Here is a 21,902-nt window from a genome sequence, read left to right as displayed (position 1 = left end):
GTTTATATGTTTTATCCAAAGATGTTTTTCAATAACTTATAAATTGAAAAGCATCTTTTTTATTTCCTTCAGCATCAATAAAACCAAAATGTTTCTGAGCATTTTTGCGCCAAGGTAATCTACCAACTACTTCCGTAGGAATATTATCAAAATCATATAATGTCCAAGACATATAGTGGAGTTCATTCTGTTGTATAATTTCTTGCATTTTCTCGTGATAAGAAGCTTGATCTTTTTTCGAATTTCCAAACGGAGCCCATAATCCTCTATTAGATGATAGTCCAAACTCTTGTAGCACAAGAGGTTTATCTATTGAGGATATAGTACTAAAAGATTGAGAGAAGTTTTCTAATTCCAGATAGTAATGAAAAGAAATAATATCTAATTCATCACTTAATAAATTTGCTGATTCTATAGATGACCAACCAATTGTTATAGGATGTGTACTATCTAATGATCGTACCTGACGAATCATTTCCTTTAACCAAGCAAGCACGGTTTCTTTTCTTCGACTCTCAAAATCTAAGTTAGGCTCATTTTTAATATCCCAGACTAAGAGTGCATTATGATCTTTAACGGCATTTATGATTTGCTCTGCATGTCTATGTGTAAAAGTCCAATCATTAATGTCGTAATTTCCATAAAAATCAAAAAGTGTTAGCACTACTTTTAAGTTAGTGTCTTCTGCTAAGTCCAACACTTGTTTTAGTTTTTGCAGTTTTTCGGCTTTTACATACTCTTTGCCAAATTCTTTATAGGGAACAAAAATTCTAATAGTATTAAGTCCGGCATTTTTAATAATTTCAAAATCTTTTTTTATGGTGGAAATTTTAAAATTATCGCCGAACATATTCCACGGAGTTTTTTGAGGATAATAATTAATTCCTTTTATTTGATAGGTACTACTGTCAACTATAATTTTCTTTCCTTTTACATATGTGGATTTCTTTTGTTGTATGGTATCTGGTTTTGATAAAGGTTGTTTAACGATATGACGCACTCTCCAGAATCCATCTTCTAGGAGCATGGCTATTTTATAATCAGAAGTATCTGTTGCTTCAAACTGTAACTCATTCTCTTTAAAATACTGAGTATAGGATGTTACATTTTGATCTTCGAAAACTACTAATTGACCATCAGCACTATAAAAATCTAAAGCTAGATTGTGATTTATGGTAGTACTAACCACTTTTATATTTTTTTCTAAATTGAATTCGATACTTTTTATCAAATTTTCACGAGCACTTTCTGTATAAAAATCAAAAATCCCTAGTGAGTCATAAGTCTTATATCCTACGTTTCTAACATACCAAGAATTAATATAGTCTTTTTGAATATCCATCATGGTTTGTTTTTCAATAGATCTTGCGGGATTAATGGAGTCTTTCCAAGCGACTTTGGGTATATATGCCTGTTTGTTTTTTACACCAATATGCAGCATCATAGATCGATCTGCACCAGTATTGAGAAAAGATAATGTTTGACTTATACCAAAGAGGATAAGTCCATTTATGATTATAAATGAAATAATAATGAAAGATCTGTATATCATTTTATTTTGTTTCTTCATTCCAATACTATGTGATCGTATTTTTTAGTAATGCCCATTCCTGTAACTTCTAAAGTATATTCTCCCGCTGGAAAGAAATCATTTGATAAATAAAAGTCTACAAACCCTTTAGAAGAAAATTCAGTAAATGTATCTGTCAATGTATCATTATTATATACGTGTAAAGAAATCATGGCACCATCCGGTATAATTTGATTCATAAAGCTTAAGATAGCTCCTACTTTAATATTTCTTTTTCCTTTATCAAAAGTAATTGTATAGTCTGTTACTGCGGGTTTAAATTCTAAAGTAAGTTGGTCACTATCTGCCATTTCGGGTATAAAGGCCTGCGCAGTCCATGATGATGCTTTAGCTGGATGTATCATATATCCTGTTGCCACACCCTTAATAGTAGTTCCAGAAGCTCGTAATTGTTCATTATGGTTTGTTAGAATGCTAAACTCTACGATACGTCCATCACTTATAGTATTACCATATTCATCTTTAATTTCAGAAGTAAAAAATTTTACAATTTGATTTCCATCGGCATACTCGTGTTTTTTTGAAACCTTTAATTCAAAATCTTGAGCTTGAGCTGGAAAAACATTAAGTGTAAATTCTTTCGAAGCTAAATTATCGGTATTTGCGCTGACAAGTATTCTTCCTGATTTTTGATAAGAGTATATGTTTTTCCAAACAATAAAATCATTGATAAATAGATCAGCATCTTTTTCTAAATCTAAAAATTGATGTTTGATTGTTACCAAAGTGCTATCTCTTATCGGATTGTCATATGTGTCTGAGGGTATTACTGTGAACATTCCATAATCTTTTCCTCCTGCAGTAATGCTGGTCGGACCTAAATAAGATTCTAGAGGTTCTGTAATCATTTTAGAGGCTCTGATGTATAAACTTCCTGAGTAAATCTCTTGCAGATTATGAACTAATTTATAATTAATTATCCCTCTTTTTTGAGATAAAAAAGGAGGAATTTTAAAAACTAAATTGCCCTCTTTTTCTTGAGAATTAAGAACTGATATCCCATAAGAGCTTTTTACAATAAGAGAAATTTCACTAGATTCTTCTGTTTTAAATTTCAAAATAATTTCTTCACCAGCAGTATAAGTGTTTTTAGTTTGCAGCGTTGTAATATCTATTTCTTGAATATTCTGAATAATTGGATTGCTTGTAGTAAACCCTAAAATGAGAATCACTAAAAATAATAGATATGTATATGTTCTCAGTTTCATTAATTGGGGGCTCCTATATAATTGTTAACGTCTATTTTTATAAAACTATAACTAGCTCCGTCTACTGGTATAAAGGAATAATCCTTTTGATCTCTTCTTCTATTAGGGGTTACTTTATTACTAATATCTTTATTAGGCAATCCATTAATAAAAATATTCTCCATGTCCTGACTTATAGATTTTAAATTGCTTATTTCTTTTAATTCATAAGTAAATGGTCTTTTACGCTGAGGTCTGATCCCTTCTCTTATATAAGAATGATCCACCCAAATAAGTTCTTTTTGATCATTATAATACGATATAATCAATTGAGGGATAGTGATTTCTTGTAAACCAGAATTAAATAAGATACCCTGTACTTTATTTTTATCAATTTTAACTTCAGAAAGAGCAAGTCCTTTATATAAATCCGTTGTAGCTACATTACCCGCACATTGTAAGTTAAAAGTTATTGGAGAATCTGTTAGGCTTATCGCAGTAAATTCATCTGGATTAAAGGTTTTAGGTTTTTGTTCACCTTTATTCATCCAGGCAATTCCTTCAAAATTAATTCTAAAACTAGTAATTTCTTTAGGTACGAGCTTATGTTTCATTTGATCTTTAGCATTATAGACGGCCAATTCTTGATTTTCAGAATCATAAAGTGTAGCTTTTATCACAACATCTGCTGGTACATTATCAATATTTTGTATTTCTCCAACTACCGTATATATCGTATCATTTTTAACAAGATTTGCATAGAGAACTTCTAAAACGGGCTGTTTTAAAACATCTTCATGAAAGGTTTGTTCGGAGGATATTCTTCTTCTTCCGTGATTATAAAACTGAGTTTTATTTTGCGAAAATAATTGATCGGGAGGAATGTCAAGATCATAATTAGGTGGTTTTACGAACCATTTTCCTTGATGTTTGACTAATTCTAAGTAAAATACTTTATCTATTCTTTCCAATGGAGTAATCCAATACGTAGTAGCTCTGGCTTTTGCAGTGTTATCGGTTTGATCTAGAATTTCAACATTGATTTCATCCATCTTAGCATAAGAACTCAATAAACCATCTGTTACAGCGATTTCTAACATATATTGATCTTCTTCTTTATTACTTTCAGGGTCAATATAACTATATGCTCTTTTAAACTCTTTGAAGTCTAACGCATCATAATATGCTTTTACCACGTTTTGTGGACTTATTTGGGTAGCATTTTTGATGTAAAAAATATAACTACCATAACTTATGACTAATAAAAGTAATATGGCCCAGATATGCTGTAAACGAATCATATAATTTTTAAAGTCTTTGTATTTTATTCCGTACTTAAAAAAATCTGGATGTTTTTGATCTCTGGTTTTAAGAGCTTGGATCCAGATTACTTGAATATTGATAATAAAAGCAAGTAAAACTGTTATTACCGGGATTAGACCCCACATTAGTTTTAGAGGTAAAGCAACATCATCTTTTGGAATAATGTTAGGTATGGGCGGGATGTTTAATTTTTCCCAAACCATTATCCCGTTTTCTAATTGTCTTAGTCGCTGCCAACCACAGAAATAAAGAATTGGATCATAAAACTTATCATTAGAAAACACATATTTTAAATTGTATTTTTCAGGGACTGTTAGAAATTGTTGTAATGACCCAATACCTTCTACTCCTCTAAATTTGGAGTTTTCTAATCTTTCGACAGCTCTAGAAGTCAATTCTGGAAGTCTTCTTGCAGAATGATAATTACCATCTACTGTCATTGCATTGGTTTGAGCAGATAACCAAGCCATTTGATCTCCAAAACCTAGTGGTAGATACCGCCAATGATCATGCTGATCTTGTTTCAGAAAATTCAAAATCGGAAGCATTTTTATTTTTTGAGGCTGAGAAGGTCTAAAATATCCTAGACTCATGGTAAATATGCATACGAAAATATAGGCCCCGGCTAGAGAACCTCCCAATATTCGATGATAGACGCTACCAAATTTTCTTTGGAGGGCACTCTTAATATCTCCTTCTATAAAACGATAACAGAATTCTCCAAACATGGGCAACGACATAATAGAAGCCCACAATGTAAATCTATCTAGTGTTAGGATATTAAAAGCATTATCACCTAGTAAGACTTTAGGAATAGGAGTTGTTCCTCCTGTACCTAATATACTTAGTAAGGTCAAGGATAAACCAAAAAATAAGTATCTTTTACTATAATACCGATAAAATAAATAAGGAAAAATAAACAAAAGTACTCCCCATGGTATTAAGAAGAAAACGAGTCCAGATGAAGTAATTTCTAAAAAATTATCTCTAGAACCATGCGGGATAGGAACCTGAGTAATAGGGTTATTTTTGGTGTTAATCCAATAAGGTAAAATGCAAAAAATGATAAGCGTTAAAGACCCCATGCCAAAACCTACAATTCTCCAAAAAAGCTTAAAGAATGTATTTAAAAATGTTTTAAATCGAATAGCAGAATACGAACCGACTTGATCTTTAGCACTATCCATAATTACCATTCCGATAAGCGGAAATATAAAAAAGATCATTCCGAAAATTGGAGTAACATGATGAGAGGTTACTGTAACAGCTAACAGACTAAAAGCTCGAATTAAATATTTGTATTTTCCGGTTTTGATCCACAAATAAATTTCCGGTAATGCATGCATCAGAACTGAGATTCCAATAATACTTGGTAATTGACCAAAAATATGTAAGGTTTCTACAAAAGAAGACGAGAATACAGCAACCAATGCAGCATATCCAGCAATATTTCTCTTGCCAGTCATCAGTAACGAAAATCGATATACTCCTGTTATAAATAGAATGATAGCAATGATACCTACTGTAAAAAGCCCAAACTTAAGACCTCCTATAAGAGATAATAATCCTATGCTTTGGTGTACTAATGGAGGGTATCCCATAACCGTAAAACCAGTGTACCAACTATAGTTCCAAGGCTCAAACCAGCTGGATGCGTAATGGTCCGCAAAAAATAGATGAATCAATGCGTCATAAGTAGTTTCTAGTGTAAAGAAGATACTAGAACCATGGAATAAAACTCCAATAAGTAAAGCACTGATTAAATATTTGTTTGTAATTCTTTTCTCCATTCAATAACCCTAAGCGGAAACTTCCCTTTAAATATACACGAAACTTTCTTTGGATTAAATATACAATAAAGCTTTGGGTTTCGACGAGTGGTACGTCTTTCGATCAATACCATTCATCGATAGCTTTTTTATAATGGTCGAATTACCCGACTTTCGGCTACCTACCTATCATACTTTTGACCTGTAACCCAAAATAATGTTTATGAAAACCGGAATTATCATACCGTGCTATAACGAGGAAAAAAGATTAAACGTAACAGCTTTTAAAAAATTTATTAGTAAAGAAAATGACTATCATTTATGTTTTGTAAATGACGGAAGTAAAGATAATACACTAAAAGTTCTACAAGAAATCAAAGAAGTAAATCCTGCTAAAGTAAGTATAGTGGACATGAAAAAGAATGGAGGTAAAGCTGCAGCTGTAAGAGCTGGATCTCGATACTTATATAGTTTTGTGGAAATAGACTATATAGGGTTTATCGATGCAGATCTTTCTACGGATTTCGAGGATTTTGGTGACCTATTAAAGACTTTAAAAACAAACAATGAATTAAACTTTGTTTTTGGTTCTAGAGCGAAAAATGCCTCAGAAGCAATAGAAAAAGATAAAATAAGATCTTTATTGTCTAAGGTAATTAATATACTGATAGTTTTGATCGTAGGACTATCAATAGATGATACACAATGTGGAGCTAAAGTATATAAAGCGGAATTAGTTCCTATTGTTTTTGCAGAGAGTTTTATGAGTAAATGGCTTTTTGATGTAGAGATGTTTATAAGAATGAAGAAGTATTTTGGAAAAGAACAGACGGCAAGAAGTATTTTCGAACAGCCATTAAAAAAATGGGTACATATGGATGATTCTAAAATAGGATTAAAGGACTCTCTAGAAATCCCTTATAAATTGTTCTCGATATGGCTTAATTATAATGTTTTACCTACAATGTCAACTAACGAGGATGTTATGATTAGTGAACCCGTAGTTGAGATTTATAATAATTCAGCTCCAGCTATGGTGGCATAACTTTAAATCTACTCAAATCTTATAACCTAAGCCTGGAAATTATGATTAACTATCCCATTAAGTTCGAGCCCATACTTAAAGAAAAAATATAGGGTGGTAATAAATTAAAAAACGTTTTATGTAAGAAAACTACTAAAAGTAATATTGGAGAGAGTTGGGAAATTTCGGATGTAAATAAAGATATATCGGTTATTTCTAATGGTGTTGCTATAGGTACTACTTTAAGAGAATCGATCAATTATTGTGAACTATTAGAAGTTTTTATTTAGTATCAGATTTAGGTAAGAAAAGGATAGTAAATAAGTTTGTTTCACGATTAATTGTAGAAAAGGAAAATCCAACAGTTTGAGAAAACTGCAAAATTTTCCTTTTTTTATTTTAAAATTAAATGTTTTGAGTAAGCCAATCTCCAACTTCGCTAGTTTTATAAGCTTTTTGATCTCCAGCTAAATCTTCGGTTACTACACCTTCATTTAACGATTTGTCAACTACATTACGAATTACCTGAGCTTCTTCTTGAAGTCCAAAAGCTGTTTCAAACATCATAGCTGCAGATAATACTGTTGCCAGCGGATTGGCAATGTCTTTGCCTGCAGCTTGCGGATATGATCCGTGAATAGGCTCAAACAAAGCCGTTTTTTCTCCAAGAGATGCAGAAGGCATTAATCCCATAGATCCAGATATAACAGAAGCCTCATCTGTAAGAATATCTCCAAATAAATTTTCCGTGATTAATACATCATAAGAATTCGGCCACTGTACCAATCGCATGGCTACAGCATCCACAAATTCATAACTAACCTCTACTTCTGGATATTCTTTTTCCATAGCTTGTACTGTTTCTCTCCATAATCGAGAAGATTCTAATACATTTGCTTTGTCTACACAACATAATTTCTTTTCACGTGTCATAGCCATCTCAAATCCTTTTTTAGCTAAACGCTTAACTTCTTCTCTTGTATATGTACACGTATCATAAGCAGTATCTCCATTATCCTCTCTACCTCTTTTTCCAAAATAAATACCGCTAGTTAATTCGCGGAGAAAAACTAGATCGGTTCCCTCAATTCTTTCTTGTTTTAAAGGAGATTTATCAATTAGAGAAGGGAATGTAAAAGTTGGTCTTACATTAGCAAATAAACCTAATTTCTGGCGCATTTTCAGTAATCCTTGCTCCGGACGTACTTTTGCAGAAGGATCGTTGTCAAATCTAGGATGACCAATAGCTCCAAACAACACAGCATCTGCATTCATGCAAATTTCATGAGTTTCATCGGGATACGGTTCTCCAACCGCGTCAATAGCAGCGGCACCAGTTAATGCCGATGTCCAATTTATTTGATGGTTATATTTTTTCGCAACTGCATCGCAAACCTTTACAGCTTGATCGATAACTTCGGGACCAATCCCATCACCAGCTAGTAGTGCTATGTTTAATTCCATATGTTTATATTCTCAGTTCTATTTTATTATAATTCAATAATATTTAGCATTTTTTCTGTTGCTTTAATGGCAGAAACAGTTTGATCAGAATCTAGTCCCCTGGTCACAAATTCTTTTGTTTCAGTTTTCCAGGTGATCACAGTTTCACAAAGCGCATCAGAATTACTTCCTGGTGGGATCCGAACGGCATAGTCAATTAATTTTGGTAAACTCTTCTTTTTTTGAGTATATACTTTTTCTAAGGCATTTATAAATGCATCATACTGACCATCACCTTGAGCATGTTCTTCAAGAACCTCATCATCCATTTTAATAGCAAGTGTTGCAGAAGGTTTTAACCCTTTTGCATGGTTTAAGACATAAGATTTGATTTTTACTTTGTCTTGATAGAGTTTACTATCTAATACATCCGAAATGATATATGGTAGATCTTCTTGAGTTACCACTTCCTTTTTATCACCTAACTTAATGATCTTCTGAGTAACTTTTTTGATATCTTCGGCACTAAGCTTTAACCCTAATTCTTGAAGGTTTTTTTCAATGTTAGCTTTTCCTGAAGTTTTTCCCAATGCATATTTACGTTTTCGTCCAAAACGCTCAGGCATTAGGTCATTAAAGTATAGATTGTGCTTGTTATCTCCATCAGCATGGATTCCTGCTGTTTGTGTAAATACATTATCTCCAACTACAGGTTTATTAGCAGGGATTTTAAATCCAGAAAAGGTTTCTACCAGTTTACTTACTTTGTAGAGAGCGGATTCTTTTACGTTAATACGAATTTCTGGAAGGTAGTCATTAATTACAGCAACTACACTTGCTAAAGGAGCATTTCCTGCTCGCTCTCCCATACCATTCATAGTAAGATGTAAACCATTTACACCAGCCTTAACTCCTTCAATAGCGTTCGCAACTCCAAGATCATAATCATTATGAGCGTGAAAGTCAAAATGTATATGAGGATATCTATTTCTTAAAGAAGATAAATATGCATACGCCTCGGAGGGTATAAGGACTCCTAATGTATCAGGGAGTAAAATTCTTTTTACAGGCTGTGTAGATAGGAAATCCAGAAACTGGTATACATATTCAGAAGAGTTACGCATACCGTTACTCCAATCTTCTAAATATACATTTGTAGTAATTTCTTCTTGTGTTGCTTGTTCAAAAGCCTTTGTAATATCTCCAAAATGTTGTTCAGGAGTTTTTTTTAATTGGTATGTTAAGTGGTTTAGTGATCCTTTGGTAAGAAGATTCTGAACTTTAGCCCCAGTATCTTTCATCCATTGTATAGATTTACCACCATCTACAAAGGTTAATATTTCTATCTGGTTAATATACCCATTCTCATTTGCCCAATCAATAATATTCTTAACTGCTTCGAATTCACCTTCGGATACTCTAGCGGATGCTACTTCAATACGATCTACACCTAATTCTTCGATTAATAGCCGAGCTATTGTTAGTTTTTCTGAAGCAGAAAATGAGATCCCAGAGGTTTGTTCACCATCTCGGAGCGTAGTGTCCATGATTTCTATTGATCGTTTACTCATACGATTTGTTTTTGCGTTAGGGATAGTAATGAAAATCCCACAGCTTGAGGAACGAAGTGCGAGGAATTGAAATGATAGCCCGCTTGAACGCCCAAAAAATTATATAGTTAGAAAGGTCGGGCTGTTGCGAACTCTTGAATTTCTGACTTCATTTTGGTTAGATAATCAATATCATCGTACCCATTGAGCATATTCTCTTTTTTATAGCTATTAATATCAAAAGATTCTGATTCCCCAGTAGCTTTGATTGTAATGGTTTGTTGAGGTAGATTTACTTCAATCTCAGTATTAGGATTTGTTTCAATAGCTTTAAATATTTTTTCTAAAAATTCTGGACTTACCTGTACAGGTAAAACACCAATGTTAAGGCAATTACCTCTAAAAATATCTGCAAAAAAACTTGATACTACACACCTGAATCCATAATCATATACAGCCCAGGCGGCGTGTTCACGGGAAGATCCTGATCCAAAATTTTTACCTCCAACAAGTATTTTACCACTATATATAGGGTTATTTAGTATGAACTCTTCTTTTGGAGTATTATCATTGTTGTATCTCCAATCTCTAAATAGGTTATCTCCAAAACCTTTACGCTCTGTAGCTTTTAGAAAACGTGCCGGAATAATCTGATCCGTATCTACATTTTCTATTGGTAATGGTACAGCAGTAGAGGTTACTACATTAAATTTATCGTACGCCATTTTGTTTATTCTTTTTAATTATGCTAAAAGTGTTCTTGGATCTGTTACTACTCCAGTAACTGCTGTTGCAGCTGCAACCAGAGGGCTTGCGAGTAAAGTTCTCGAACCAGGTCCTTGTCTTCCTTCAAAATTTCTATTAGATGTACTAACTGCTAACTTTCCTGCTGGAATTTTATCTGCATTCATTGCTAAACATGCAGAGCATCCAGGCTCTCTCAATGTAAATCCTGCTTCGGTGATGATGTCTAACAATCCTTCTTCTTTAATAAGTCCTTCTACTTCGTGTGATCCTGGTACTAACCAAGCAGTAATGTTTTCTGCTTTCTTTTTTCCTTTAATAATGGAAGCAAAAGCTCTAAAATCTTCAATTCTACCATTGGTACAACTCCCTAAAAATACATAATCGACGGGTTTACCGATCATGGCATCACCTTCGTTAAAATCCATATATCCTAAAGATTTTTTATAGGTAGCAACACCACCTTCTATAGTTTTTGCATCTGGTATAGTATTGGTAATACCAATACCCATTCCTGGATTAGTACCATAGGTAATCATAGGCTCAATATCGGCTCCATTAAAAGTAAGTTCTTTGTCAAAAACAGCATCTTCATCTGTTTTTAGGGTTTGCCAATATTCCATAGCAGTATCCCAAGCTTCTCCTTTTGGAGTTAATGGCCTTCCTTTAATGTAGTCGAATGTTTTTTGATCTGGAGCAATCATTCCTCCTCGTGCTCCCATTTCTATACTCAGATTACATACAGTCATACGACCTTCCATTGTCATATTACTAAAAACATCGCCAGCATACTCTACAAAGTAACCGGTGGCACCAGAGGTTGTTAATTGAGAAATAATATATAATGCAACATCTTTTGGCGTTACCCCAAAACCAAGTTCTCCATTAACATTGATTCTCATTTTCTTTGGCTTAGGTTGCATAATACACTGTGTAGACAATACCATCTCTACTTCTGATGTTCCAATACCAAAAGCAATAGCACCAAAAGCACCATGCGTAGATGTATGAGAATCGCCACAAACAATAGTTGCTCCTGGTAATGTTATTCCATTTTCTGGTCCTACTACGTGAACGATACCATTTTTTTGATGCCCTAATCCCCAGTGAGAAATCCCCCAAGCTGCTGCATTTTCTTCTAAGGCTTTTAGTTGATTTGCAGATAAAGGATCTTCTACAGGCAAGTGTTGATTTATAGTTGGTGTATTATGATCTGCTGTTGCAAAAGTACGTTCTGGGTATAAAACAGTGTTCCCTCTACTTTTTAATCCCAAGAAAGCTACTGGACTAGTTACTTCATGAATGAAATGGCGATCAATAAAAAACACATCAGGTCCATTCTCAATGTTTCTTACTACGTGTGAATCCCACACTTTGTCAAATAACGTCTTACTCATTTTTATGATCTTTACTACTATATAGATGATGTATTTAGCATCTTCTTATTAAAATGTTAAAAAGGAGGTAAATTTACGAGTTACGATAGATTTCAGCTAATAAAACTATAAAGAGAGGAGTAGTTTTAAGTATATCTCAATTTTAGCTAGAATTTTAGATAATTTGACAAAAAAGATATTGATTTTAATGAATACTATTATTTTTAATTAGAGTATATGATTTAAAATCAAGCCTTAAGAAAATTTGGTGTAAAAAAAATGTTAGTTTTTGTTAATTATCCTTTGTAAAGCTAAAAAAGGTTGTATATTTGCCGTCCGCAAGGAAAGATAAAAACTTGTTGAGCTCATAACTCAAAGTTTTAAAGACAAGTAAGTTGTTATCTTATATCGCGGGATAGAGCAGTAGGCAGCTCGTCGGGCTCATAACCCGAAGGTCACAGGTTCGAGTCCTGTTCCCGCTACTAAAAAGCTAAAACGTTAAATATTAATGTTTTAGCTTTTTTTACTAAATTTAATTCGAAAACCCTTTTTTCAGGAATTCCATCCGTTGTGGTAATCAATTGTGTTTTTACTCCATAGAAATATTTTCGTTTAGAAGTGTTATATCCTTCATTCATATTGTTTCCCTTGTAATAGCTTAATCCTACTAATACGGATATTGTGACACATTTTAACAGGGGAAAGAACCAATGACATATTCCATCTCACGGCGCAGGTATTTAAAAAGTCTTACAATACTTGAAAATATAACAGCAATAACTCTTTGAGCTTATGCAAACGTTTGGTAAAACCACTCTTGTTGATCGTCTCTACAAAAAAAAAGGCTCTTAATGTAGAATAAAGTTAAGGTTTGATTACCTCGAAAATAAAGTGGAAAAACTATAGAGGTAGTTGGTACTTGACTATCTGAAAATTTACGACTATGTTCTGAAGTATTTGGAGTTCTTTTTGAAGTTTGATAATCAAAAATAATGAACTTATTTGTTCCTTCTTTTTTTAGGAAACTCGGGTTATTTGAATTTTAAATTAATGATTGATGGTAATTATTCAATACTATTTCAAATGAAATTAGAAGCTATTTTAATCGATTTTTTGGTGTTATTTAAGATGGCTTCATAATCAAAATTATCATTAATATCTTTAGTAATTAATTTAGAACCCATACCTACACAATAAGCGCCAGAAGAAAACCATTTTGTTAGGTTATCTTCTTCTGGAGTAACTCCACCACTAGGCATTATATGAGTCCAAGAACAAGGAGCTTTAATGGCTTTAATAAAATCGGGGCCACCAATTTGACCAGCAGGAAATATTTTTACAATCTCGGCTCCTAATTCTTCTGCATAATTAATTTCACTTAAGGTTCCGCATCCAGGTAACCAGGCAACTTTTCTTCTATTACATACTTTAGCCATATCAGGATTCAGAACAGGGGAAACAATAAAATTAGCGCCATTTTGGATAAAAATGGAAGCTGTGCCTGAATCTACTACTGATCCAATGCCTAGTATCATATCCGGTAATTCTAGGTTCACCCATTTTATTAATTTTGAAAAAATTTCATGAGCATGATCTCCTCTGTTAGTAAATTCAAACACACGAGCACCTCCATCATAACAAGCTTTCAAGACCTTTTTTGTTATAGTAATATCTTCGTGATAAAATAGAGGGACAATCTTTGTATTTCCCATTGTTTGCGCAACTTTTATTCTAGTATATTTTGCCATGTTTATCTTTTTATTCTTCCTGTTAGATTTCCATCTATTACCGATACTATTTCCTCTTCGTTTACCAAATTAGCATCTCCTTCGATAGTATGTTTTAATGCGCAGGATGCGTTAGCAAATTGTAATGCTTTCTGATCATCATAATGTAATAGTCCATGAATCAACCCAGAGGCAAAGGCATCTCCAGTTCCGATTCTATCGACAATATGAGTAATTTCTAATTCGCTAGTTTCATAAAAACCATTTCCATCACACATACGAGATTTTATCCTATGCCAATTGGCGTTTAAGGATACTCTGGTTTTGTCAAAAACCTTTTTTATGTAAGGAAACTTCTCCTGTAAATACTTACAACTTTTTATAAAATCATCTGTATCATTGGTAAATTCTGTGTTTAATAATTCATTGATTTCATTCGGGCCACCAATAAAAATAGTTGATAAACCTGATAATTCAGATAGTGCTTCTTTGGCATCAATGCCATAATTCCAAAGGTTTTTCCTGTATGCAGGATCTGCAGAAACAGGGATCTTTTTTTTCTTGGCTACTAAAAGCGCATTTTTTAATCCTTTATAAGCTTCTTCCGATAATGCAGGTGTGATTCCTGTCCAATGAAACCAGTTACAGTACTCTAAAATTTGCTCCCAGTCCAGATCAGACCAGTCGATTTTAGAAAATGCAGAATGTGATCTATGATAGCTAATAGTACTTGGTCGCATGACAGCACCGACTTCAAGAAAGTATAAACTTAAAGGATCTTCTGAGGTCTGCACAAAATTAGTGTTAACTCCATAAGTATTCAAATAACTTGTGGCTGCTTTTCCAAGAAAGTCATTAGAGACCGCAGAAACATGATTTACTCCATTTCCTAATTGTGAAAGAGATATCGCTACATTCACCTCTGTTCCACCAAAATAATATTCCAATTGATTCGATTGGATGAGTTTTTTATTGCCAGGAGGTGAAATCCTCATAATAATCTCACCAAAGGTTACAACTTTTTTCATCGAAAGGGTTTTGTTGTTCTCAAAGTAATTTATAGTAAACTAATTCGGTATTTTAGAACAAAATGTTGTACTTACTTTTTATGATTTCAAAATTACATTTTTAAATGTAGAAAATACATTTATTTCAAAATAAAAACCCGCTTCGATATTGTTATACAACTTTATAATCGAAACGGGATTGAGGCAAATTTTGAGTATATTAGAAGTTAATTAGTTTCTAATTAATCTTAGTGTTTTAGTCTCTTTTTTAGGGTGTTTTATAGATAGGAAATAGATTCCTTTCGATAAATTCTCAATATTAATGGTATGATTTTGATTCAAAGGTGTATTCATATGTGCTGTTCCTTTGATATCATAGATACGAATGTGATATTCTAGTTCAGCATCTAAACCATCTAGAAATACTTCTCCCGATGATGGGTTTGGATACATTTCAAGTTTATCCAATTCTTTGGTTAATTCTTCATCATTACTTCTATTAACATCTCTAGTAAGTATGATTTTGTCTAAATTCCATTGCCAAGGAGTATTACTCGACGCTAATATTCTTATAGTGTGTTGTCCTACTGTAAGATTAACAACACCTCCATTTAGTGATTCGTAGTTTTCCCAAGATCCATTGTTAGGGATGTTAGTGGTAGATGCCAGAACATTATCTGCTAATAACTGAATTTGTGCTCCGTTAGATGGTGTAGAAATAAGATATTCAACATTGTAGAATCCTGCAGTAGTAATATTAACTGTGTACTCCGCCCAATCACCATTATTAACATAATTAATGGTAGTAGCTCTTCTATTTACTCCTAATCCAGAACCGCCTATAGAAGTATCGTTAAAAGTTCCACCAGTACTAGTGAAATCTTCAGCTTCGATAATTAAATTACTAGTAATGCTACCAGTGGCTGTAAAATTCATGGATCCTAAATTAAAACTACCACGATCCATAAATACTCTCATTATTTGTTGACCAGCAGGAAGAGATACGTTTGGAATTGTTTTGTTTATAAAAGAACCCCAATTTCCGGTTGAATTTACAGATTGAAGTCCAGTAAGATCCGCACCATTAAATTCTATATGAAAAACTCCATTGTTATTTAAAGAAGCTACCTGAGCATCAATAGTGTAAGTTCCTGCTGTGGCTACATTAACAGTGTATTCTAGCCATTCTCCATTAGCAATCCATCCGATATTACCTGCAGGCGTTTTAAATTCAGTATCTACATCAGTATTTTGTCTTGGTCCCGTTCCATTATTGCCAGATCCCAAATCTTTATACGCTATTCCTTGGCCTCCATTGTCAAAATCAACAGAGTTGATAGTTCCTGGTATAGGATGAGGACTGCCACCAAAAGGAGCCTGTCCATCTCCTGTAGGACCTCCTGTTACAGTAATGATAGTAGTATCTGTAAAATTACCATCTGTTGTATTTACAGTTATGGTAGCCGTACCAGTAGAAACTGCTGTAACAACACCACTTTGGGTTACCGTTGCCACAGATGTATTATTAGAGGTAAATGTCATAGTTTTGGTAGATGCATTCGCAGGGGTTACCGCTCCTGTTAAATTGCCTGTTGTTCCAGCCACAAGAGTAAGATTTGCAGGTGTTACATTTACTCCCGTTACAGGTACATTTGTTCCTCCACCTACAGGTTTATAAACGCGTATCCAATCTACTTTCATCTTATTTTTAGCAGGATCACTTAAATCTGCATCAGTAGGCGTACGACCAGCTACTACATGCCAGTCTTGTGATTCTACATTGATAATAATATCCATTTCCTTGTAAAATCCATTTCCTCCTTGAAATTCAAATGGATCAATAATGCTTACTGAAGAAGTATTACTAGCTTGTTGTAAAGTTTGAAAAGAATAAGAGTTTCCTGTCGCAAATTCTGTCATTTGCTGAAAACCTGTAGCATCAAAATCTAGCTGGCCATTTGTCATAGTTGGGTATGTATATGTCCAAGTACCATTTCTATTAGTTGCAACGGCCTTATCATATAGTACTCTTACCAACTGACCATCTATATAGTACTCAAAATGAAATGGGCTAATCCAATTCACTCCGATGCGGACATATCTTCTATTTCCATTATTCCAGTGGTGCTCTCCCCAAACAGAAACATCTGATTGGCTCCACCAACTACTAAAATCTCTTGGTTGATAATCTGTAAATGGATTTCGAATAAAAGAATGATGACTTAAATGAATAAATTCAGAGAAGAATTCGTTTCCTTGCTCATCACCTCCATAGCATTCTATGATATCAATTTCTTGTGTGTCGTCAGGACTTAAAAGCCAAACGTCTGAGGCGAGTACGATATCGGCTACGCTTACACTAGCTTCTACAAAAACTGGAAACTTAACACGTGTATTACCAGTGATACATCCCGAATTTACCCCTGGGACACCAAGCTTTGCTGTGCTGGGATTTCTGGAAGCTCTAAGTACTAGATCACTTCCGTCTACCGAAACATGGTTGTACTGCCAATAGGTGGTACCTGGACCATCCCAGGCATTATGATAAAAGTTATACCATTTATTATTACCGAAGTTAGATAATTGATTGGTTTCGTTAAAGGTATAATTAAAATCATCTGATGGGGCTGGCTGAAGCTCCCAAACATTTCCTTGTCCTGCATTGGCAGGTACAGGTATTCCATTCCAATCTTGCGAAATGGAAGAAATAGTGCATAAAAAGAATAAAAATAATAGTTGAGTTTGATTTTTTACAAATGAGTTATTTGTAAAGTGTGTTAGAAAATTCATGGTTTACAATAAATTACTGTTTAATTAATAGGTTTTAAATAATATTTAGATTCGTAGAAATCTTTTTGAAATAAATTTTAGAGGATTTGGTTAAAGTGTACCACAATCCAGCTTGGAATTTGTCCAAAATTGAGATCTATTATTAATATCTATGATTTTACAATTACCTAAAAATGGGTGGGAAGTAGATAGGTAAAAAAATCAAGGACTTGCACGTATTTTGAACAAATAAAATTATTCGAAATGTTTTTACAAAATTAAAATTTTATGTTGTTGCAGTTGTTTTATAAACATAGACAAAAACTGAACAAAACTAATTATGATGAAAATAAAACTTGACTTGAAATGGTCATTTTTAAATTGATAGAATTATATAGTAATATACTTATGTACAATTTCACAAACATCATTAAAAACTACCGATTGAAATAATATTTATATTTCAATCGGTAGTTTGGATTTTACTTTTTGATCAGTTTTAGAGTTCTGTTTCCGTTTTTAGGATTTATTATGGTTAAGAAATAAATACCTTGAGTTAAACTTTGTATATCTATGATATGATTTTCGTTTAGTTTTTGATCTACATAAGCAGCCCCTTTAATATCATAAATTCTGATATTGTGTTGTTTTTCCTGAGATAATCCTTGAATAAATACACTACCAGTAGTAGGGTTAGGGAATAGGTATACCTCTGGTTCTATAAGTTTGGTTGTATTATCAGGATTCATACGATTAGCATTGTCAGTAGCTAGTATAATTTTATCCAGATTCCATTGCCATGTTGTATTACTTGATGCTTGTATTCTAATGGTATGCGTTCCGGTTGCTAAAGTTACCGTTCCATCTACAAGAGATGTGAAGTTATCCCATGCTCCATTCGAAGGTACATTTGATGTAGCAGCAAGAGTTCCATCGACTAATAATTGAATTTGTGCTCCACTGGAAGGCGTAGAGATCAAGTATTCGATATTATACGTTGCAGCTGTTGTTACATTTATGGTATATTCTGCCCAGTCACCGTTGTTGACATAATTAATATTAGAAGAGGTTCTGTTCACTCCTAAACCTGGTCCTCCAGCAAAAGCATCATCAAAAGTACCGCCAGTAGCTACAAAATCTTCAGCTTCTATGATCAAGGATGCGCTAGGAGGTGTTACTGAGTTTCTGATAACTTCTATACTATTAGAAAGGTCGAAGTTTCCAGAAAGTCCCGATAGATTGGCTCCGGAGTTTAACCCATTAATTCCGTTTTCATAGCTTAGGTGATAGATGAAACAAGATCCATCCCCAGCTTCATCAAAGTTTACAGCTTCAGGAGTAGGAGGTAGTCCTAATATATTTTCTTGGTCATCGGTTACCACCCATTGCGAATTAGTTCCTGAATTTCCGGTAAGGGTAATTCCAGATACATTATCAGCAATTCCGTCACCTACGGTAAATACAAAAGGACCACCAGTTATGGTTCCTCCATCTACTTGTGTGTTTCCTGTTATTCTGGTCAATGTAATTTTATCTAAGTTCCATTGCCAAGGATTAGATCCAGATGCTACTACGCGCACTGTGTGTACACCAGCAGTTAGATTAGAGATCGTACTAGATGATACTAAGGAGTTATAATCATCCCATTGTCCATTGTTAGGTACATTATCTGTAGCTACTACCGTTCCATCGATGAGTAGTTGTATTTGTGCATTATCGGAAGGTGTAGATATTTCATAATTGATCCTGTAAGCACCAGGATTACCAACATTTATAGTGTATTCTGCATAATCTCCACTATTTACATAATTGATATTATTGGCATTAGCATTCACTCCAAGTCCAGGTCCACCAGCAGATGCATCATTAAAGGTACCGCCAGTGGTGATAAAGTCTTCAGCTTCAATAATGATCTGATCTCCAGAAGTAGGAATAGAGGTGTCATTAACAGTGATATTGCTAATAGTAGTAAAGCTACCGTCTATAGTAGTTGCTGTTATCATTGCAGACCCCATTGTTAAGGCTGTTACCAAACCATTGTTAGAAACGGATGCAATAGAAGGATTACTAGAAGACCAAGTAATTGTTTTATCAGTAGCATTAGCAGGAGTTACTGTTGCGGTAAGTGTTGTAGTATTACCTTGATCTAAGGTTATAGATACTGGTGAAACAGAGACATCTGTTACTGCTATAGGATCCGGGCTTCCAGGTCCTTCATCAGATCTTCCTGGTTTTTTGGTAAATTCCCAAGTAACTAAGTTTACTACGCATACTTCTCCAACATGACGAAAATCTAATGTAATGGTATTGTTTTGTTGGATCAAATTGGCAGGAACTGGAATTTCAAGAGTTCCAAACCATCTACTTCTATTTTGATTTCCTCCTCTCCAGTCAATCGGAGTTTCGACTTCAACACCATTAAAAACGAATTTGTCAATACTTAAAAAGCTCGTTGGGTCATCATCATCATCATTAAAAAGATTTGCGGTCACTTTTAATATTGCTTCTGCTTGATCAGGATTTTGTGGAACAGAAACCCCATTTACAAAGAAATTATTATCACCTGGTTGTATCTGGATTCGTTCATTATTGCTAACCGCAACTCCATAAAATTTTCTTTCTATGGAGTCTTCATTTATATTGATGCTGTTCGAATAAGCATATTTTAAGATCATAGTCCCATCAGCAGCCAACTGTATCGTGTTGGGAGCAACATTATCAGAACTACTATCTAATCGTATATCTCTTACTCCAGATAAGTATAAATGTTTTGTGGTTACATTTTGAAGACTAGGTGTGTTTCCAAAGAAATTAAGATTTATACTCTTAGCTACAGGTTCTAGGTTATTCAGAATTAAGTAGACATCATCACCATCAATATATGCATCTACTTGAATGTCTGGATCAGTCGACTTTGTATCTACTCTAGTTCCTTTTACTTCAGACCAAAGTTCGAACCACTTGATATAATCACTCCATTCCCAATTTCCATCACGGTCATCATCTCTTAACATTTTATATTGATAGAAATATTCTGGAACACCATCTCCGTTTGAATCCGTATCGCCCCACTGCGCTTTGATTGGAGTGAACGGCATGGATAGTTCTACATAATCAGGTCTTTCTAAGAACTGCATCAACATGGAACTGAAAGGTTTCATAATTTCCCAGTCGTATCTTGTGTCATGAGGTTTAAAATCCCATGCATTATTTACACCTCCATACTCTGATATAACTACTGGTTTTCTATTATTAACCCCGTTTTTTGATACATCATACCATTCCAACATTTCTAATGTAGCTTCTACATGACCACCTCTTCGAGTGGTTCCACCAGTAGCATCATATGTTGGCCAATCATATAGGTGTACAGCATAAAAATCCATATTATCTCCTGCTGTGTCCATAAAACCTTTCCATAGCACATCCCACTGAAACCAAGGTTGATTTCTATCAATATAAAAAGAAGGTTTGTCTACCTGACTCCTAGCATAGGCTTTTGCTATCTCATCAGCCGGAGTATTACCATAAAAACCGTTTACATAGTCAACAGTTTGAAAACGTGAAAAACCATCACCATTAAACAGGTCATGAAGTCCCCATGTCATCCCACCTATTTTTGGAGCTCTGCTTCCTAGTTTCTCCTTTATACCTTTGGCAACCAGATTATGATACTCAAAGATGTCTTCCCAACTGGACATCATAAATTGTCCTGTATTTAGTACAAAATCAGGTTCATTAACGACTTCCCAATATTTAGGCATCGGCATTTCATTGCCTGCATTTTGAGTAAAGAACTCATCCATATACTGCACTACCCATTCGGCCGAAGTTTCAATATCCTGAGGAATCCAAATCGATCCGTTTTCTCTACCCCAAACAGAACCGCTAGGATGACCATAAGATAATGTAGGATAGGTGGGGTGAGGATTAGTTCCCATAATCATACTTTGGATTTTATCTTTAAATTGAACACGATTTTCATCTACCAATCGGTCTTCAAAGAAGCCTCTCCAAAATTCTAACATATTGGTTAAGCTATCTCTATCGTGTTTGTTAGGTCTCTCTGTATCGGCTGGTGAAAATCCAAATAGGAAGGATGAGGTTCCATTGTCTCTACCAAAATAGACATCCAGATCATCGATTAAGTATTTTGCTTTATCCAGTTCTCCATTCCAATCACCTTCATATAGATTTGAATGAATGGTGATGTGTCTTTCCCTGCCAAAATCGGAGACTCCGTTTACCGAATGTTTTATGTCGACATTGACATCTACTTCTACGTTTTGGGCCCTGTTTGCTATAGGAAACAGCATAAAAAGCCCCATTACAATAATGAAATTGATTTTTTTCATGATTAATAAAATTGAGTTTAAATTATTTGTGTTATGT

At 34.1% G+C, this 21,902-nt stretch carries 13 protein-coding genes and 1 tRNA gene; 2 read left to right on the top strand and 12 right to left on the bottom strand.

Translation table 11 applies throughout. The features are described from left to right. Nucleotides 1–28: 28 nt before the first annotated feature. The 3 genes from D1815_RS13885 to D1815_RS13875 are packed head-to-tail and all read right to left on the bottom strand — an operon-like array spanning nt 29 to nt 5,891. Nucleotides 29–1,570: a glycoside hydrolase family 2 TIM barrel-domain containing protein gene (locus tag D1815_RS13885; RefSeq protein WP_118387678.1), complete on the bottom strand. Its 1,542-nt coding sequence runs from the start codon at nt 1,568–1,570 to the stop codon at nt 29–31. Continuing rightward, nucleotides 1,567–2,799 carry a hypothetical protein gene (locus D1815_RS13880; RefSeq protein WP_118387676.1) on the bottom strand — a complete coding sequence of 411 codons (1,233 nt, stop codon included), beginning with the start codon at nt 2,797–2,799 and terminating at the stop codon, nt 1,567–1,569. The genes D1815_RS13885 and D1815_RS13880 overlap by 4 nt, the downstream gene beginning before the upstream one ends. After that, nucleotides 2,799–5,891, bottom strand: coding sequence for a hypothetical protein (locus D1815_RS13875; protein WP_118387674.1), 3,093 nt, complete (start codon nt 5,889–5,891; stop codon nt 2,799–2,801). The genes D1815_RS13880 and D1815_RS13875 overlap by 1 nt, the downstream gene beginning before the upstream one ends. Before the next feature lie 202 nt (nt 5,892–6,093). Here D1815_RS13875 and D1815_RS13870 point away from each other — a divergent pair, with 202 nt between their 5' ends. Next, nucleotides 6,094–6,915 carry a dolichyl-phosphate beta-glucosyltransferase gene (locus tag D1815_RS13870; RefSeq protein WP_027395036.1) on the top strand — a complete coding sequence of 274 codons (822 nt, stop codon included), beginning with the start codon at nt 6,094–6,096 and terminating at the stop codon, nt 6,913–6,915. 384 nt (nt 6,916–7,299) lie between these two features. On the opposite strand, the gene leuB is transcribed toward D1815_RS13870, so the two are convergent. From leuB to leuC, 4 genes are all read right to left on the bottom strand, one after another. After that, nucleotides 7,300–8,358 carry a 3-isopropylmalate dehydrogenase gene (gene leuB / locus D1815_RS13865; RefSeq protein WP_027395037.1) on the bottom strand — a complete coding sequence of 353 codons (1,059 nt, stop codon included), beginning with the start codon at nt 8,356–8,358 and terminating at the stop codon, nt 7,300–7,302. Nucleotides 8,359–8,384: 26 nt separating this feature from the next. Next, nucleotides 8,385–9,908, bottom strand: coding sequence for an alpha-isopropylmalate synthase regulatory domain-containing protein (locus tag D1815_RS13860; protein WP_118387672.1), 1,524 nt, complete (start codon nt 9,906–9,908; stop codon nt 8,385–8,387). Between the two features lie 107 nt (nt 9,909–10,015). Beyond that, on the bottom strand, nt 10,016–10,612 hold the full coding sequence (leuD, locus tag D1815_RS13855; protein ID WP_118387670.1) for a 3-isopropylmalate dehydratase small subunit: 597 nt from the start codon (nt 10,610–10,612) through the stop codon (nt 10,016–10,018). Nucleotides 10,613–10,630: 18 nt separating this feature from the next. Next, nucleotides 10,631–12,028, bottom strand: coding sequence for a 3-isopropylmalate dehydratase large subunit (gene leuC / locus D1815_RS13850; RefSeq protein ID WP_118387668.1), 1,398 nt, complete (start codon nt 12,026–12,028; stop codon nt 10,631–10,633). Nucleotides 12,029–12,416: 388 nt separating this feature from the next. Here leuC and D1815_RS13845 point away from each other — a divergent pair. Continuing rightward, nucleotides 12,417–12,489: transfer RNA gene (locus tag D1815_RS13845), tRNA-Met, on the top strand. On the opposite strand, the gene D1815_RS23700 is transcribed toward D1815_RS13845, so the two are convergent. The 5 genes from D1815_RS23700 to D1815_RS13815 all read right to left on the bottom strand — a co-directional run bounded on the left by D1815_RS23700 (nt 12,490) and on the right by D1815_RS13815 (nt 21,865). Then, complete coding sequence (locus tag D1815_RS23700; protein ID WP_158594429.1) at nt 12,490–12,645, bottom strand: hypothetical protein; 156 nt, start codon at nt 12,643–12,645, stop codon at nt 12,490–12,492. It abuts the tRNA gene before it with no gap. A 441-nt stretch (nt 12,646–13,086) separates the two neighbouring features. Continuing rightward, on the bottom strand, nt 13,087–13,755 hold the full coding sequence (locus D1815_RS13840; protein WP_027395179.1) for a bifunctional 4-hydroxy-2-oxoglutarate aldolase/2-dehydro-3-deoxy-phosphogluconate aldolase: 669 nt from the start codon (nt 13,753–13,755) through the stop codon (nt 13,087–13,089). A 2-nt stretch (nt 13,756–13,757) separates the two neighbouring features. Further along, nucleotides 13,758–14,762 (bottom strand): sugar kinase, encoded by a 1,005-nt coding sequence (locus D1815_RS13835; RefSeq protein WP_027395180.1) that lies wholly within the window; start codon nt 14,760–14,762, stop codon nt 13,758–13,760. 210 nt (nt 14,763–14,972) lie between these two features. Continuing rightward, a complete protein-coding gene (locus D1815_RS13830) occupies nt 14,973–17,531 on the bottom strand; it encodes a carbohydrate-binding protein (protein WP_118387666.1) in 2,559 nt (852 codons plus the stop codon). 461 nt (nt 17,532–17,992) lie between these two features. After that, nucleotides 17,993–21,865: a carbohydrate-binding protein gene (locus D1815_RS13815; protein ID WP_205486643.1), complete on the bottom strand. Its 3,873-nt coding sequence runs from the start codon at nt 21,863–21,865 to the stop codon at nt 17,993–17,995. Between the last annotated feature and the right edge of the window lie 37 nt (nt 21,866–21,902).

Source organism: Aquimarina sp. AD1, assembly GCF_003443695.1.
Lineage (GTDB): Bacteria > Bacteroidota > Bacteroidia > Flavobacteriales > Flavobacteriaceae > Aquimarina > Aquimarina latercula.
The sequence above is the reverse complement of the archived record's forward strand: the minus strand, read 5'-3'. Positions and strand labels throughout refer to the sequence as shown.

What these genes read in the sequence shown, in the direction of transcription:
- leuB (WP_027395037.1), bottom strand. Translation starts at nt 8,358, where the DNA reads ATGGAATTAAACATAGCACTACTAGCTGGTGATGGGATTGGTCCCGAA.
- leuC (WP_118387668.1), bottom strand. Translation starts at nt 12,028, where the DNA reads ATGAGTAAGACGTTATTTGACAAAGTGTGGGATTCACACGTAGTAAGA.
- D1815_RS13830 (WP_118387666.1), bottom strand. Translation starts at nt 17,531, where the DNA reads ATGAATTTTCTAACACACTTTACAAATAACTCATTTGTAAAAAATCAA.
- D1815_RS13860 (WP_118387672.1), bottom strand. Translation starts at nt 9,908, where the DNA reads ATGAGTAAACGATCAATAGAAATCATGGACACTACGCTCCGAGATGGT.
- D1815_RS13870 (WP_027395036.1), top strand. Translation starts at nt 6,094, where the DNA reads ATGAAAACCGGAATTATCATACCGTGCTATAACGAGGAAAAAAGATTA.
- D1815_RS13875 (WP_118387674.1), bottom strand. Translation starts at nt 5,891, where the DNA reads ATGGAGAAAAGAATTACAAACAAATATTTAATCAGTGCTTTACTTATT.
- D1815_RS13835 (WP_027395180.1), bottom strand. Translation starts at nt 14,762, where the DNA reads ATGAAAAAAGTTGTAACCTTTGGTGAGATTATTATGAGGATTTCACCT.
- D1815_RS13885 (WP_118387678.1), bottom strand. Translation starts at nt 1,570, where the DNA reads ATGAAGAAACAAAATAAAATGATATACAGATCTTTCATTATTATTTCA.
- leuD (WP_118387670.1), bottom strand. Translation starts at nt 10,612, where the DNA reads ATGGCGTACGATAAATTTAATGTAGTAACCTCTACTGCTGTACCATTA.
- D1815_RS13840 (WP_027395179.1), bottom strand. Translation starts at nt 13,755, where the DNA reads ATGGCAAAATATACTAGAATAAAAGTTGCGCAAACAATGGGAAATACA.
- D1815_RS13880 (WP_118387676.1), bottom strand. Translation starts at nt 2,799, where the DNA reads ATGAAACTGAGAACATATACATATCTATTATTTTTAGTGATTCTCATT.
- D1815_RS23700 (WP_158594429.1), bottom strand. Translation starts at nt 12,645, where the DNA reads ATGAATGAAGGATATAACACTTCTAAACGAAAATATTTCTATGGAGTA.
- D1815_RS13815 (WP_205486643.1), bottom strand. Translation starts at nt 21,865, where the DNA reads ATGAAAAAAATCAATTTCATTATTGTAATGGGGCTTTTTATGCTGTTT.